14 protein-coding genes are annotated in these 15,052 nt (G+C 66.8%); all 14 read left to right on the top strand.

Annotated features, from left to right (window positions below):
- The first annotated feature begins 33 nt into the window (after positions 1 to 33).
- The 14 genes from G6N27_RS22435 to secA all read left to right on the top strand — a co-directional run bounded on the left by G6N27_RS22435 (position 34) and on the right by secA (position 15,049).
- Entirely contained in the window at positions 34 to 1,257 is a 1,224-nt protein-coding gene (locus tag G6N27_RS22435; protein WP_163780249.1) for an alkane 1-monooxygenase, read from the top strand.
- On the top strand, positions 1,257 to 1,427 hold the full coding sequence (locus G6N27_RS22440) for a rubredoxin (RefSeq protein ID WP_163780251.1): 171 nt from the start codon (positions 1,257 to 1,259) through the stop codon (positions 1,425 to 1,427). Before G6N27_RS22435 ends, G6N27_RS22440 begins: the two co-directional genes overlap by 1 nt.
- 55 nt (positions 1,428 to 1,482) lie before the next feature.
- Positions 1,483 to 1,665: a rubredoxin gene (locus tag G6N27_RS22445; protein ID WP_163780253.1), complete on the top strand. Its 183-nt coding sequence runs from the start codon at positions 1,483 to 1,485 to the stop codon at positions 1,663 to 1,665.
- A 38-nt stretch (positions 1,666 to 1,703) separates the two neighbouring features.
- Positions 1,704 to 2,354 carry a TetR family transcriptional regulator AlkX gene (gene alkX / locus G6N27_RS22450; protein WP_163782186.1) on the top strand — a complete coding sequence of 217 codons (651 nt, stop codon included), beginning with the start codon at positions 1,704 to 1,706 and terminating at the stop codon, positions 2,352 to 2,354.
- A 189-nt stretch (positions 2,355 to 2,543) separates the two neighbouring features.
- Complete coding sequence (ahcY, locus tag G6N27_RS22455; protein ID WP_163780255.1) at positions 2,544 to 4,016, top strand: adenosylhomocysteinase; 1,473 nt, start codon at positions 2,544 to 2,546, stop codon at positions 4,014 to 4,016.
- A 115-nt stretch (positions 4,017 to 4,131) separates the two neighbouring features.
- Positions 4,132 to 4,596, top strand: coding sequence for a hypothetical protein (locus G6N27_RS22460; RefSeq protein WP_163780257.1), 465 nt, complete (start codon positions 4,132 to 4,134; stop codon positions 4,594 to 4,596).
- A gap of 99 nt (positions 4,597 to 4,695) precedes the next feature.
- The gene (locus G6N27_RS22465) at positions 4,696 to 5,331 is read left to right on the top strand and encodes a dTMP kinase (RefSeq protein WP_163780259.1); all 636 of its coding nucleotides are present in this window, start codon (positions 4,696 to 4,698) and stop codon (positions 5,329 to 5,331) included.
- A gap of 81 nt (positions 5,332 to 5,412) precedes the next feature.
- The gene (locus G6N27_RS22470) at positions 5,413 to 6,198 is read left to right on the top strand and encodes an emopamil-binding protein (protein ID WP_163780261.1); all 786 of its coding nucleotides are present in this window, start codon (positions 5,413 to 5,415) and stop codon (positions 6,196 to 6,198) included.
- A 173-nt stretch (positions 6,199 to 6,371) separates the two neighbouring features.
- Positions 6,372 to 7,058, top strand: coding sequence for a two-component system response regulator MtrA (gene mtrA / locus G6N27_RS22475; RefSeq protein WP_015354856.1), 687 nt, complete (start codon positions 6,372 to 6,374; stop codon positions 7,056 to 7,058).
- 34 nt (positions 7,059 to 7,092) lie between these two features.
- Positions 7,093 to 8,751 carry an MtrAB system histidine kinase MtrB gene (gene mtrB / locus G6N27_RS22480; protein ID WP_163780263.1) on the top strand — a complete coding sequence of 553 codons (1,659 nt, stop codon included), beginning with the start codon at positions 7,093 to 7,095 and terminating at the stop codon, positions 8,749 to 8,751.
- Positions 8,752 to 8,777: 26 nt separating this feature from the next.
- The gene (gene lpqB / locus G6N27_RS22485; protein ID WP_232065157.1) at positions 8,778 to 10,508 is read left to right on the top strand and encodes an MtrAB system accessory lipoprotein LpqB; all 1,731 of its coding nucleotides are present in this window, start codon (positions 8,778 to 8,780) and stop codon (positions 10,506 to 10,508) included.
- Positions 10,509 to 10,536: 28 nt separating this feature from the next.
- Positions 10,537 to 11,175 carry a ComF family protein gene (locus G6N27_RS22490; protein ID WP_163780268.1) on the top strand — a complete coding sequence of 213 codons (639 nt, stop codon included), beginning with the start codon at positions 10,537 to 10,539 and terminating at the stop codon, positions 11,173 to 11,175.
- Between the two features lie 276 nt (positions 11,176 to 11,451).
- Positions 11,452 to 12,123 (top strand): ribosome hibernation-promoting factor, HPF/YfiA family, encoded by a 672-nt coding sequence (gene hpf, locus G6N27_RS22495; RefSeq protein WP_372512938.1) that lies wholly within the window; start codon positions 11,452 to 11,454, stop codon positions 12,121 to 12,123.
- A 109-nt stretch (positions 12,124 to 12,232) separates the two neighbouring features.
- Positions 12,233 to 15,049 carry a preprotein translocase subunit SecA gene (gene secA, locus G6N27_RS22500; protein WP_163782188.1) on the top strand — a complete coding sequence of 939 codons (2,817 nt, stop codon included), beginning with the start codon at positions 12,233 to 12,235 and terminating at the stop codon, positions 15,047 to 15,049.
- Positions 15,050 to 15,052 lie beyond the last annotated feature (3 nt).

Below are 15,052 nucleotides of genomic sequence, written 5' to 3' on the forward strand. Positions count from 1 at the left end.
GACGGTGCTACGGCTCACAAGGAGGTTGGCGATATGACCGCCGGAACAACTCAGGACACGACGATGTGGCAGGACCGCAAGCGCCGGCTGTGGCTGATGGGGCTGATCGTGCCGACGCTGTTGCTGGCCGTGCTGCCGATCGTGTGGGCGATGAACCAATTCGGCTGGCAGGCCGCGTCCCAGGGGTGGTTCTGGATCGGCCCGATCTTGCTGTACATCGTCTTGCCGGCCCTGGATCTGCGGTTCGGCGCCGACGGCCAGAATGCGCCCGACGAAGCGATGCAGTGGCTGGAGAACGACAAGTACTACCGCTACTGCACGTATGCCTTCATCCCGTTCCAGTACCTCAGCGTGGTGCTGGGCGCGTACCTGTTCACCGCGTCGAACCTGAGCTGGCTGGGCTACGAGGGGTCGCTCAGCTGGCCGGCCAAGATCGGCCTGGCGCTGTCGGTCGGAACCCTGGGTGGAGTCGGCATCAACACCGCACACGAGATGGGACACAAGAAGGAGTCGCTGGAGCGCTGGCTCTCCAAGATCACCTTGGCGCAGACCGGTTACGGGCACTTCTACATCGAGCACAACCGCGGTCACCACGTCCGGGTGGCGACACCGGAAGACCCGGCATCGGCCCGCTTCGGTGAGACGTTCTGGGAGTTCTTGCCGCGCAGCGTGTTCGGCAGCCTGCGTTCGGCCTTGCGGCTGGAGGCCCAGCGCATTCGCCGGCAGGGCGCCAACCCGTGGAACCCGAAGACGTATCTGTCCAACGACGTGCTCAACGCCTGGTTGATGACCGTCGTGCTGTGGGCCGCACTGCTCGCCGTGTTCGGTCCCGCGCTGATCCCGTTCCTGATCATCCAGGCGATCTTCGGCTTCAGCCTGCTCGAGTCGGTCAACTACCTCGAGCACTACGGGCTGCTGCGCCAGAAGAACGACAGCGGCCGCTACGAGCGCTGCACCCCCGAGCACAGCTGGAACTCCGACCACATCGTCACCAACCTGTTCCTCTACCACCTGCAACGGCACAGCGATCACCACGCCAACCCGACGCGTCGCTACCAGACGCTGCGCAGCATGGACGGGGCCCCGAACCTGCCCAGCGGCTACGCCGCGCTGATCGGCGTGACGTACTTCCCGCCGCTGTGGCGCAAGTTGATGGACCACCGAGTCATCGAGCACTACAACGGCGACATCAGCCGGATCAACGTGCAACCGCGCCTGCGCGAGAAGGTGCAGGCCCGCTACGGCGCCGCGGCGTGATGGCGACCTACCGGTGCCCGGGCTGTGACTACGTCTACGACGAGTCCAAAGGCGCCGCGCGGGAAGGCTTTCCGGCGGGAACCCGCTGGGACGAGATCCCGGACGACTGGTCCTGTCCGGATTGCGCAGTACGTGCCAAGGCTGACTTTCAACCAGCAGAGGTCCGATGACGATGCGTGCCGAAACGGCACGGGGAGGAGTCGGACGATTGATGGAGGTAAAGAAATGAGCGACTACAAGCTGTTCGTGTGCGTGCAGTGCGGCTTCGAGTACGACGAGGCCAAGGGCTGGCCGGAAGACGGCATCGCGCCCGGCACCCGGTGGGACGACATTCCCGACGACTGGAGCTGCCCGGACTGTGGTGCTGCGAAATCCGATTTCGAGATGGTCGAAGTCGCACGCTCGTGAGCATGACCACCGCGCCGACGACGATGCAGAGCGAAGCGATGAGGAGGAGTGGCGCAACAGCTACTGTCGCCCGTGTGAGACGGGTCCCGTACGCCGAGGCGTCGCGGGCCCTGCTGCGCGACTCGGTGCTCGACGCCATGCGCGAGCTGCTCGGCAGCCGCGACTGGTCGTCGGTCACGCTGGCCGACGTGGCCCGGGCGGCGGGCATCAGCCGGCAGACCATCTACAACGAGTTCGGCTCGCGGCAGGGCCTGGCGCAGGGCTATGCGCTGCGCCTGGCCGACCGGCTGGCGGGCGCCGTCGAGGACGCCATCTACGCCAACGTGGGCGACGTGTACGCCGCGTTTCTGCAGGGATTTCGGGCGTTCTTCACCGAATCGGCGGCCGATCCGCTGGTGATATCGCTGCAGACCGGTGTGGCCAAACCCGACCTGTTGCAGATCATCACCACCGACAGCGGCCCGATCATCACGCATTGCTCGGCCCGTCTGACCTCGTCGTTCATGAACAGCTGGATGCGTGCCAGCGAGGAAGATTCCGGGATGCTGGCGCGGGCGATCGTCCGGCTGGCGATGAGTTACGTGTCGATGCCGCCGGAAGCCGACCATGACGTCGCCGCTGACCTGGCGCGATTGATGACGCCGGCCGCTGAGCGTTACGGCGAACTGCGCACCGACGTCGACCAGTAGGGCGGTTGCGATCCCACCGGCGAGCCCGGAAAAGCCGCAGAATAGGCTGCTTGTCGACAGTCCGGGCCGTTAGGGTCCGCGGGGGAGCTAAGCAATAGGCTCTGTCGGAGCTGACTCTGTCGCGGCCGCGAACGCGCCGCGACTAATATGTAACAAAGCTAATTAGTTGACCGGAGGAATGGGTAGTAGATGACGACGACCGAACAGAAGCTGACCCCCGACGTCGTGAATGGGCTTGACTTCAAGGTGGCTGACTTGTCGCTGGCGGATTACGGCCGCCGCGACATCGAGCTCTCCGAGCAGGAGATGCCGGGTCTGATGTCGCTGCGTCGCGAATACCACGACGTCCAGCCGCTCAAAGGCGCCCGCATCTCGGGCTCGCTGCACATGACGGTCCAGACCGCGGTGCTGATCGAGACCTTGGTCTCGCTCGGCGCGCAGGTCCGGTGGGCGTCTTGCAACATCTTCTCCACCCAGGACCACGCCGCCGCTGCGGTGGTCGTCGGTCCGCACGGCACCCCCGAGGAGCCCAAGGGTGTTCCGGTGTACGCGTGGAAGGGCGAGACGCTCGAAGAGTACTGGTGGGCCGCTGAGCAGATCCTGACCTGGCCCGACGAGCCGGCGAACATGATCCTCGACGACGGCGGTGACGCCACCATGCTGGTGCTGCGGGGCGCGCAGTACGAGAAGGCCGGCGTGGTGCCGCCCGACGAAGAGGACGACTCCGCCGAGCACCGGGTGTTCCTGAACCTGCTGCGCAAGCGCTTCGAGACCGACAAGGACAAGTGGACCAAGATCGCCGCGTCGATCAAGGGCGTCTCCGAGGAGACCACCACCGGTGTGCTGCGCCTGTACCAGTTCGCCGCGGCGGGAGACCTGGCGTTCCCGGCGATCAACGTCAACGACTCGGTCACCAAGTCGAAGTTCGACAACAAGTACGGGTGCCGGCACTCGCTGATCGACGGGATCAACCGCGGCACCGACGTGCTGATCGGTGGCAAGAAGGTGCTGGTCTGCGGCTACGGCGACGTCGGCAAGGGCTCGGTGGACTCGCTGGCCGGCCAGGGTGCGCGGGTGACCGTCACCGAGATCGACCCGATCAACGCGCTGCAGGCACTGATGGAGGGCTACGACGTCAAGCGGGTGGAGGACGTGATCGGCGAGGCTGACATCGTCATCACCACCACCGGCAACAAGGACATCATCACACTCGAGCACATGAAGGCGATGAAGGACAAGGCCATCCTCGGCAACATCGGCCACTTCGACAACGAGATTCAGATCTCCCGGCTGGAGAAGTCGGGCGCCACGAAGGTCAACATCCGCCCGCAGGTCGACCTGTGGACCTTCGGGGACACCGGCAAGTCGATCATCGTGCTGTCCGAGGGTCGTCTGCTGAACCTGGGCAACGCGACCGGCCACCCGTCGTTCGTGATGAGCAACAGCTTCTCCAACCAGGTCATCGCCCAGATCGAGCTGTGGACCAAGAACGACGAGTACGACAACGAGGTTTACCGGTTGCCCAAGCACCTCGACGAGAAGGTGGCCCGTATCCACGTGGAAGCCCTCGGTGGCGAGCTGACCAAGCTCACCAAGGAGCAGGCGGAGTACATCGGCGTCGACGTCGACGGCCCGTACAAGCCGGACCACTACCGCTACTGACGCGGCGTGAAGTGCCGAGTGTGCGGCCAGTCGCACACTCGGCGCCCAGCGTGCGACCGGCCGCACTTTCGCGGGCTAGCGGCGGTGGCCGTTCCTGAGGAAAGTGGAGGTCACCATGCCCGGTATCGCAGCGATCGCCATGGGCGCAGCTCCTGTCCTCGGTGGTGCGCTGTTCGGCGCTGCGATGGGCCAACTCAGGGGTCCCGACTTACGGGATGGGATCAAACAAGATCTGCAGCTCCTAGAGCAACTGCCTGACACCGAGGTGGCCCGGCGCGACGCCCTGGGGCGCAGCATCAACGACCGCGTCGATGAATTGGTCGAGGCGAACGACAAGGCACGCCAGCTACGGGCCGCGGCCCGTTCCTACGAAGGAAACTGGCGTGACATTGTCCTCCTGCTGTGCACGCTGCTCTTCTCGATCGTCTGGTGGTCTGTCGATCACCACCGGGACAGCTGGCTTCCCGTGTTCATCACCACGATTCTGGCGTCGGTCGTGGCGGCCGGCTACGCGCTGCGGGGTCTGAGTCGAAGCGTGCGCAGACTGCGTCGCCGCGCCGATCGTCGCCAGCAGTCCTAAGCGGCGTCCGCGCGACGGCTGAACGCCCCGCAGGACGGGCGTTCAGTGTCGAGTGCCCGGTCAGCCGGGCATCAGCACGGCGCAGATAGGCTCGCCCCTGTGCTGATTGCCATCGAAGGCGTCGACGGCGCGGGCAAGCGAACGCTCACCCAAGGCCTGCTGGCGGAACTCGAGGCCGCAGGCAAGTCGGTCGCGACGCTGGCCTTCCCGCGATACGGGCAGTCGGTGGCCGCCGATGTCGCCGCCGAGGCGCTGCACGGCCAACATGGTGACCTGGCGTCGTCGGTGTATGCGATGGCGATGCTTTTCGCGCTGGATCGTGCCGGCGGAGCCGACGAGATCCGCGAGCACTGCCGCGCCCACGACGTGGTGATTCTGGACCGCTATGTGGCCTCCAATGCCGCCTACAGTGCCGCGCGCCTGCGCCAAGACGCCGACGGCGATGTGGTCGGCTGGGTGCACGACATCGAATACCGGCGGCTCGGCCTCCCGGTGCCGGATTGGCAAGTCCTGCTTGGGGTTTCGGCTGAGCTGGCCGACCGGCGCGCTCGGCAGCGGGCGCGTGAGGACGCCAGCCGGCAGCGCGACGCCTACGAGCGTGACGCCGGACTCCAGCAGCGCACCGGAGCGGTGTACGCCGGGCTCGCCGCCGCAGGGTGGGGCGGGCGCTGGCTGGTGGTCGACGAGACGGTCGAACCGGCCCGGCTGGCCGCACAGATCGCGGACGCACATTAGCCGCGGAATATCCGATATATGCTCGACGCCCCGGGACGTGATGCGTCGGAGTCGACAGCGAACGATGGTGACGGAGCAGTCATGACCGTGACGGAGCATTCGACAGAGCCCAACCTGGCCCAACCGTGGGCGCCGCACCGCTTGAAGGTCTACCTGGCGATCATGGCGATCACCGGGGCCGTGTTCGTGGGCATGACCATCGGCGTCGGCACGGGCCTGATCGCGCCCACTTTTACCGCCGATGTGGTCGCAAATCTGTTGTTCGGCCTACCGGTGATCGTGCTTCCGCTGGTCATTCTGTGGGAGGGCAACGGTCGCCCGCGGTCCGCGCTGGAAAAAGCGGCCGAGCTGGTACTCGTCTACCTTCCCTACACGGCAGGCAGTCAGATCGGCTACGAACTGGCGTTCATGCTCGGTCACCCATTCGGATTGTGGCGCCCGACGAGCGACCCAGGGTGGAAGTGGCTGTGGTGGCAATACGGATTGACCGATGCCCGCTACACGAACGCGAACAACTGGATATTCGGTCTCGAGTTCGTCGGAGTCTGCACCGGCGTGCTGCTGTTGGTGGTGTGGACGCGGCTCATCCGCACAGATCTGCCGACCGAGTCACGCATTCGATGCCTGTGGCTCGCTTTTGCGGGCACTGCGATGTTGATCAGTAGCACCGGTGTGTACTACGCGACCGAACTGCGTTCGGGATTTGCCGATATCGGCCAAGGCGCATTCGGCTTCTGGTTCAAATTCATCGGCGAGAACGTGCCTTTCATGATCTTGCCGTTCCTGGTGCTCGTTGCCATCCACGCGCAGGTGGACTACCTCACGCGGCAGGCGGGCGCCCGGGCCGCCCGGTCGGACTTCGAATAACCAGACCGTCCGTCGAGCGCGGCGGGCGCTGGTTGGTGGTCGACGAACGGGTCGAACCGGCCCGGCTGGCGGCCGAGTTGACGGCCTAGCGACCGCCCGGCGGCCGGAGCTGGGGTAATCGGTGCAAGAAACACGCGTGTGGCAGCACTGATTTGTCCCGATCTGGTGACACCATGGACACCATGAGGCAAAGGATTCTCGTGGTCGACGACGACGCGTCGCTGGCCGAGATGCTAACCATTGTGCTGCGGGGGGAAGGTTTCGACACCGCGGTCATTGGTGATGGCACCCAGGCGCTCACCGCAGTGCGCGAGCTGCGGCCCGACCTGGTGTTGCTGGACTTGATGCTGCCGGGCATGAACGGCATCGATGTGTGCCGGGTGCTGCGGGCAGACTCCGGGGTCCCGATCGTCATGCTCACGGCCAAGACCGACACCGTCGACGTGGTGCTGGGCCTGGAGTCGGGTGCCGACGACTACATCATGAAGCCGTTCAAGCCCAAGGAGTTGGTCGCCCGGGTGCGGGCGCGGCTGCGGCGCAACGACGACGAGCCTGCCGAGATGCTCTCGATCGCTGACGTGGACATCGACGTGCCGGCGCACAAGGTCACCCGCAACGGCGAGCAGATCTCGCTGACGCCGCTGGAGTTCGACCTGCTCGTGGCGTTGGCGCGCAAACCGCGCCAGGTGTTTACTCGTGATGTGCTGCTCGAACAGGTGTGGGGATACCGTCACCCCGCGGACACCCGTTTGGTGAACGTGCACGTCCAGCGTCTACGGGCCAAGGTCGAAAAAGACCCCGAGAACCCGACCGTTGTACTGACCGTTCGAGGAGTGGGATACAAGGCCGGACCTCCGTGATCCGTTGGCCTCATGACGCTGAGGAGCGGCGCAGTTGATATGGGGCTCGAAACCACGTTTTCGTGGCCGCTCCGGCCGCACCGGCCCCGTGATGCGGGGCTTGGGCACGTTGAGCCGGGCCCTCGGGGTGGCGTGGCGCCGTTCGTTGCAACTCCGGGTGCTCGCGCTCACGCTCGGAATGTCGCTGGCCGTGATCTTGGTGCTCGGCTTCGTGCTGACCAGCCAGGTCACCAACCGGGTCCTCGACGTCAAGGTCCGCTCCGCAACCGAGCAGATTGAGCGGGCGCGTAGCACGGTCAGCGGAATCGTCAGCGGGGAAGAAGCGCGCTCGCTGGACAGCAGCCTGCAGCTGGCCCGCAACACCCTCACGTCGAAAACCGACCCGACCTCCGGCGCCGGCTTGGCCGGTGCGTTCGACGCGGCGCTGGTGGTACCCGGTTATGGCCCGCGGCCAGCGGCGTCGGCCGGGCCCGTCGACCAACTGCCGGACACGCTGCGCGACTTCGTCAAAGCCGGGCAGGTGGCCTATCAATACGCGACCGTGCACACCGACGGGTTTTCCGGCCCGGCGCTGATCGTCGGCACCCCGACGTCGTCGCGGGTGACCAATCTCGAGCTGTACCTGATCTTCCCGCTGGGCAACGAGCAGAGCACGATCGCGCTGGTCCGCGGCACCATGGCCACTGGCGGGCTGGTGCTGATGGTGCTGCTGGCCCTGATCGCGTGGATGGTCACCCGGCAGGTCGTGGTGCCGGTGCGGGCGGCCGCGCGGACCGCCGAGCGGTTCGCCGACGGGCACCTGTCCGAGCGGATGCCGATCAACGGCGAGGACGACATGGCCCGGTTGGCGGTGTCGTTCAACGACATGGCCGAAAGCCTGTCGCGGCAGATCGGCCAGCTGGAGGAGTTCGGCAACCTGCAGCGCCGCTTCACGTCTGACGTCAGCCACGAGCTGCGCACGCCGCTGACCACGGTGCGGATGGCCGCCGACCTGATCTACGACCACAGCGAAGACCTCGACCCGGCGCTGCGACGCTCCACCGAGCTGATGGTCAACGAGCTGGACCGGTTCGAGTCGTTGCTGAGCGACCTGCTGGAAATCTCCCGGCACGACGCGGGTGTGGCCGAGTTGTCGGTCGAGGCCGTCGACCTGCGGACCACGGTCAACAGCGCGCTGGGCAACGTCGGACACCTGGCCGAAGACGCCGGGGTCCAGATGATCGTCGACATGCCGGACGAGGACGTGATCGCCGAGGTCGACCCCCGCCGGGTCGAACGGATTCTGCGCAACCTCATCGCGAATGCCATCGACCACGCCGAGCACAAGCCGGTGCGGATTCGGATGGCCGCCGACGAAGACACCGTCGCGGTCACGGTCCGCGACTACGGCGTCGGGCTGCGGCCGGGCGAGGAGAAGCTGGTCTTCAGCCGGTTCTGGCGCTCGGACCCGTCGCGGGTGCGGCAATCAGGCGGGACCGGACTGGGCTTGGCGATCAGCGTCGAAGACGCACGGCTGCACCAGGGCCGGCTGGAAGCCTGGGGCGAGCCGGGCAACGGCGCGTGCTTCCGGCTCACCTTGCCGATGGTGCGCGGGCACAAGGTGACCACCAGCCCGCTGCCGATGAAACCGATTGCGCCGGAACGCAAAGACGGCAAGGTTCGGCAGCGCGAGCACGCGGAGCGGGGCGCGTGAAGCGACTGGCCGCGCCGCTGTTCGCGATGGCCGTGATCCTCGCGGGCTGCGCGGGCGTGCCGAGCTCGTCGGCGCCGCAAGCCATCGGCACCATCGAGCGTCCAGCGCCGGCGAACCTGCCGAAGCCGACGCCCGGAATGGAGCCCGACGTCCTGCTGCGCGAATTCCTCAAAGCCACCGCCGATCCCGCCAACCGGCATCTGGCTGCCCGGCAGTTCCTCACCCAGTCGGCGTCCAACTCCTGGGACGACGCGGGTAGCGCGTTGCTGATCGACCATGTGGTGTTCGTCGAAACCCATAGCGCCGAACGTGTTTCGGTCGCCATGCGAGCCGACAAACTCGGATCGCTCTCGGACATGGGCGTTTTCGAGACTGCCGAGGGACAGCTGCCCGACCCCGGCCCGATCGAGTTGGTCAAGGGGCCGGGCGGGTGGCGCATCGATCGCCTGCCCAACGGGGTGTTCCTGGACTGGCAGCAGTTCCAGGCCACCTACAAGCGCAACACGCTGTATTTCGCCGACCCCTCCGGCAAGACCGTCGTACCGGATCCGCGCTACGTCGCGGTGTCCGACCGCGATCAGCTCGCCACCGAACTGGTGTCCAAGCTGATCGCCGGTCCGCGTCCGGAGATGGCCAAGAGCGTGCACAACATGCTCGCGCCGCCGGTGCGACTGCGCGGGCCGGTGACCCGCGCCGACGGTGGCAAGAGCGGGGTTGGTCGCGGCTACGGCGGGGTCCGGGTCGACCTCGAGTTGCTGACCATCGCCGACCCGCACAGCAGGCAATTGCTTGCCGCGCAGGTCATCTGGACGCTGGCCCGCGCTGACATCAAGGGCCCGTACGTCATCAAGGCCGACGGCGCCGCGCTCGACGAACGGTTCGCCGATGGCTGGAACACCACCGACGTCGCGGCCACCGACCCCGGCGTGGCCTGGGGGGCCGCGGCCGGTGTGCACGCGCTGATCGGTGGGCGGGTGGTGGCGCTGGACGGCCAGCGCTCTGACCCCGTCGCGGGCGCGTTCGGGCGGGCGACCGATCAGACGTCGGCGGCATTGTCGCGCAACGGACATCAGATGGCCTCGGTGGTGACGCAGCGACCCGGCGCCCCGGACATGGCGTCGTCGCTGTGGATCGGCGATCTCGGCGGCGAGGCGGCCGAAGCCGCCGACGGACACACCTTGTCGCGGCCGACCTGGTCGTTGGACGACGCGGTGTGGGTGGTGGCCGACGGCAACGTCGTGCTGCGCGCCATCCAGGAGACCGCCTCGGGTCAGCCGGCGCGGCTGCCGGTCGATTCGGCCGCGGTGTCCAGCCGCTACCCCGGGGTGATCGCCGAGTTGCAGCTGTCCCGGGACAGCACCCGCGCGGCAATGGTCATCAACGGGCAGGTGATCGTCGCCAGCGTCGAGCAGACCCAGGCCGGCCAGTTCGCGCTGGCCTATCCGCGCCGGCTCGGCTTCGGGCTGGGCTCCTCGGTGGTCTCGTTGTCGTGGCGCGCGGACGACGACATCGTGGTGAGCCGCAACGACGCCGAGCATCCGGTGTCCTACGTCAACATCGACGGGGTCAACTCCGATGCACCGAGCGCCAACCTGCAGCAACCGGTCGGCGTAATCGCGGCCAACCCGTCGACGGTGTACGTCGCCGACCCGCGCGGCGTGATGCAGTTGCCGATCTCGGGCGCCGAAGGCACGCAGGGCTGGCTGGATGTGCCGCCGTTCATGGCGGGCGGGGCGATGCCGGTGATGCCCGGCTGATGTCGGTCTTCGGCGCCACAATTGCGCCGTGCTGGATCTGGTCCTTCCGCTGGAATGCGGCGGCTGCGGAGCGCCGTCGACGCGATGGTGCGCGGCGTGTGCCCGCGAGCTGACGCTGAGCGTCGACGCGCCGCGCGTCGTCACCCCACGCGTCGATCCGGGAGTGCCGGTGTTCGCGCTGGGCCGCTACGCCGGTGCGCGACGACGTGCGATCGTCGCGATGAAGGACCGCGGCCGCAGCGACCTGTCGGCGCCGTTGGCCCGTTCGCTGGCCCTCGGGGTGCACCGGCTGCTGCGGTGGGGTCTGCTCGAGGTCCCGGTCGCCGTCGTGCCCGCGCCGACCCGTGGTTGGGCGGCCCGGCGCCGCGGCGGCGACCCGGTCACCCGGATCGCCTCGCTCGCGACGGCCCACCACCCCGATATCCGGGTGATCGCGGCGTTGCGGATGAAGGCGCTGGCCCGCGATTCGGCGGGGCTCGACAGCGCCGCGCGTGAGCGCAACATCGCCGGGCGGGTGTTGCGGACCCGCCGACGACTGCCGACCGGCGCAGAGATTCTGCTGGTCGACGACATCGTCACGACTGGCGCGACCGCCCGCGAATCGGTCCGCATCCTGCACGACGCCGGAGCGCGGGTGACGGCTGTGCTGGCGCTGGCCGCGGCGTGAGCCTTTGTGAAGAACTCGCAACACGTCGGGCGAAACCCTGGCCGTGCGACCTGTCGAAGGTCTACCGTCGGGTCCAAGCACCATCGCAGCGGTTGCACCTCGACGACGCTGAGGCACCGCGCCACCGTCGACCGGTAGGGGGTGAGTTCTCGACACCTTGCATCGGCGGGCGGCCACCGAGAAATCGACAACCCCGTCGGCGCGTACCCGATATCCGGGCGCGCTGAATGCGCGCAACGCGAGAGAAACGAGTTGTCATATATGTCAAGGCAAACCGTGGATTCTGGACAGCTGTTGGCCGAACCACCGGCTGACGCCGACGAGCAGGACCACACGACCGCAGGCGCAGAGGCTGAGGTCGTCGTCAAGGGCCGCAACGTCGAGATCCCCGACCACTTCCGCGTCTACGTTTCCCAGAAACTCGCCCGCTTGGAACGACTCGACCGAACTGTCTACCTGTTCGACGTCGAGCTCGATCACGAACGCAACCGACGCCAGCGCAAGTCCTGCCAGCACGTCGAGATCACCGCTCGGGGTCGCGGACCGGTAGTCCGTGGCGAGGCCTGCGCCAACAGCTTCTATGCCGCATTCGAGGCGGCCGTCGCGAAACTGGAGAGCCGGCTGCGCCGCGTCAAGGATCGCCGCAAGGTCCACTACGGCGACAAGACCCCGGTGTCGTTGGCCGCCGCGACCGCCGTTGTCCCGCCTGAGCCGGCGCTGGACGCGGACTCCGCCGACGCCGAACCCGCCGTCAACGGACTCCACGAGCCCGGCAGGGTGGTCCGCACCAAGGAGCATCCGGCCAAGCCGATGACGGTGGACGACGCGCTCTACGAGATGGAGCTGGTCGGCCACGACTTCTTTCTGTTCTTCGACGAGCAGACCGAGCAGCCGTCGGTCGTCTACCGGCGGCACGCCTACGACTACGGCTTGATCCGGCTGGCTTGATCCGGCTGGGCGCCCGACACGTCGGCGCGCAGGGTGCAGCGCGAGCCGTCACCTAGGATGGATGTCGCCGAAGACGTCTGATCTGCAGAGGACCTAGGGGACTTAAGTGGTGCTGGATAAGTTGTTGCGACTTGGCGAAGGTCGCATGGTCAAGCGCCTCAAGCGAGTGTCCGACTATGTCAACAGCTTGGCCGACGACATCGAGAAGCTGACCGACGCCGAACTGCAAGCCAAGACGGCCGAGTTCAAGCAGCGGCACGCAGACGGTGAGAGCCTCGACGACCTGCTGCCCGAAGCGTTCGCGGTGGCCCGCGAAGCGGCCTGGCGGGTGCTCGACCAGCGTCACTTTGACGTGCAGGTGATGGGCGGTGCGGCGCTGCACTTCGGCAACGTCGCGGAGATGAAGACCGGTGAGGGCAAGACCCTGACCTCGGTGTTGCCCGCCTACCTCAACGGCATCGGCGGCCAAGGCGTGCACATCGTCACGGTCAACGACTACCTGGCTAAACGTGACAGCGAGTGGATGGGCCGGGTGCACCGCTTCCTGGGCCTCGACGTCGGCGTAATCCTGGCGCACATGACGCCCGACGAGCGTCGCGTCGCCTACGCCGCCGACATCACCTACGGCACCAACAACGAGTTCGGCTTCGACTACTTGCGCGACAACATGGCCCATTCGCTCGAGGACTGCGTCCAGCGCGGCCACAACTTCGCCATCGTCGACGAGGTCGACTCGATTCTGATCGACGAGGCCCGTACCCCGCTGATCATCTCCGGACCCGCCGACGGCGCCTCGAACTGGTACACCGAGTTCGCCCGGCTGGCGCCGCTGATGGAAAAAGACGTGCACTACGAGGTCGATCTGCGTAAGCGGACCGTGGGTGTACACGAGCTGGGTGTGGAGTTCGTCGAAGACCAGCTCGGCATCGACAACCTGTACGAGGCCGCCAACTCGCCGCTGGTCAGCTACCTCAACAACGCGCTGAAAGCCAAGGAGCTGTTCAACCGCGACAAGGACTACATCGTTCGCGATGGCGATGTGATCATCGTCGACGAGTTCACCGGCCGCACGCTGGTCGGCCGGCGCTACAACGAGGGCATGCACCAGGCCATCGAGGCCAAGGAACGCGTCGAGATCAAGGCCGAGAACCAGACGCTGGCCACCATCACACTGCAGAACTACTTCCGGCTCTACGACAAGCTCTCCGGCATGACCGGGACGGCGCAGACCGAGGCCGCCGAGCTGCACGAGATCTACAAGCTCGGCGTGGTGCCGATTCCGACGAACCGGGCGATGATCCGCACTGACCAGTCCGACTTGATCTACAAGACCGAGGAAGCCAAGTACATCGCGGTCGTCGACGATGTCAGCGAGCGCTACGAGAAGGGCCAGCCGGTGCTGATCGGTACGACGAGCGTGGAGCGCTCGGAGTATCTGTCACGGCAGTTCCAGAAGCGCCGCATCCCGCACAACGTGCTCAACGCGAAGTACCACGAGCAGGAGGCCGGCATCGTCGCCGAGGCCGGCCGCCGCGGCGCCGTCACCGTCGCCACCAACATGGCCGGTCGCGGAACCGACATCGTGTTGGGCGGCAACGTCGACTTCCTCACCGACCTGAAGCTGCGGGCCCGGGGACTGGATCCCGTCGAAACCGCCGACGAGTACGAAGCGGCGTGGCACCAGGAGCTGCCGATCGTCAAAGACGAGGCGGCGGCCGAAGCCAAAGAGGTGATCGAGGCCGGCGGGCTCTACGTGCTGGGCACCGAACGGCATGAGTCGCGCCGTATCGACAACCAGTTACGCGGCCGCTCCGGCCGTCAGGGTGATCCCGGTGAGTCGCGCTTCTACCTGTCGCTGGGCGACGAGTTGATGCGGCGGTTCAACGGCGCCGCGCTGGAGACGCTGCTGACCCGGCTGAACCTGCCCGACGACGTGCCGATCGAGGCCAAGATGGTGACCCGCGCGATCAAGAGCGCGCAGACCCAGGTCGAGCAGCAGAACTTCGAGGTCAGGAAGAACGTCCTCAAGTACGACGAGGTGATGAACCAGCAGCGCAAGGTCATCTACGCCGAGCGGCGCCGGATCCTGGAGGGCGAGAACCTGCAGGAGCAGGCGCACGAGATGCTCGTCGACGTGATCACGGCCTACGTCGACGGCGCCACCGCCGAGGGCTACGCCGAGGACTGGGATCTCGAAAAGCTTTGGGAGGCACTGAAAACGCTGTACCCGGTCGGAATCGACCACAAAGACCTGATCGACTCCGATGCGGTCGGCGAGCCCGGCGAGCTGACCCGCGAGGAGCTGCTCGAGGCGCTGGTCGACGACGCCGACAACGCCTACGCCAAGCGTGAAGCCCAGCTCGAGGAGCTGGCCGGCGAGGGTGCCATGCGTCAGCTGGAACGCAATGTGCTGCTCAACGTCATCGACCGCAAATGGCGTGAGCACCTCTACGAGATGGACTACCTCAAAGAAGGCATCGGTCTGCGCGCGATGGCGCAGCGCGACCCGCTGGTCGAATACCAGCGCGAGGGTTACGACATGTTCGCCGGCATGCTCGAAGGCCTCAAGGAAGAGTCCGTCGGCTTCCTGTTCAACGTCGCGGTCGAAGCGGTGCCGTCGCAGCAGGTTTCCCCGGTCTCGGAGATTGAAGCGCCCGAAGGCCTGGCCGAGTTCGCCACCGCGGCCGCGGCCGGCGCTGCGCAGAGCGGCGCGCGGGAGCACGCACCGGCGTTGCGCGCCAAGGGAATTGACAATGAGGCACCGCCGCTGACGTATACCGGGCCTGCCGAAGACGGCACCGCCCAGGTGCAGGGCAACGGCGGCAAGACCTCGGCCGCCGTGTCCGGCGGTACCCGTCGCGAGCGGCGTGAGGCGGCGCGGCGACAGGGCCGGCACTCCAAGCCGAAGTCCACCAAACGCCGCTGACCG

The sequence above is a fragment of the Mycobacterium cookii genome (assembly GCF_010727945.1).
Lineage (GTDB): Bacteria > Actinomycetota > Actinomycetes > Mycobacteriales > Mycobacteriaceae > Mycobacterium > Mycobacterium cookii.